The sequence below is a fragment of the Collinsella sp. CLA-ER-H10 genome (assembly GCF_040092475.1).
GTDB lineage: Bacteria > Actinomycetota > Coriobacteriia > Coriobacteriales > Coriobacteriaceae > Collinsella.
This window is the reverse complement of the sequence record NZ_JBBNLM010000061.1, coordinates 1-539: the sequence shown is the minus strand read 5'-3', so window position 1 is coordinate 539 and position 539 is coordinate 1. Positions and strand designations below refer to the sequence as shown.

Annotated in this window: 1 protein-coding gene; it reads right to left on the bottom strand. The window is 59.4% G+C overall.

Translation table 11 applies throughout. From position 1 onward, the window contains the following. Nucleotides 1-539: EAL domain-containing protein (locus AAAX36_RS09500; RefSeq protein WP_349075305.1), on the bottom strand; the 539-nt coding region annotated here is incomplete at its 5' end.

The window sequence follows — 539 nt, the reverse complement described above, 5'->3', positions numbered from 1 at the left end:
TCAGTTGTTATTGCCGCCATCGAGCAATGCCTCAAAATCCTTCGCCTGCATGGGGCGGTAGTAGAGGAAGCCCTGAGCGTAGCGGGCGCCCATTTGTCGTAGCATGTTCGCCTGCTCATTTGTCTCGACGCCTTCGACCACGACGGGCAGATGGAGCGACTGCGCCATTTCGAGCATCGATGAAATGATTTGCGTGCTGCGGCCTTGATCGCGGTCGGTGGGCACAAAGGTGCGGTCGAGCTTGATGACGTCGACGTTGACGTTCTTGAGCATCGCGAGCGTGGACTGGCCGGTGCCAAAATCGTCCATGTAGGTCGAGAAGCCACGGGTGTGCAGATCCGCGGTCAGCTTATCCACGGCCTCGGACTCTCCGGTATAGGCGGTCTCGGTGATCTCGATGTGCATGAGTTCGGGCGGCAGGTTGTACTGGGCGGCGAGCGACCCCATATGCTCGGCGACATCGCAGGCAAGAATGTCTACGCGCGACACATTGAGGGAAATCGGAACCACGCGAAGTCCTCGATTGAGGCGCTCGCGGA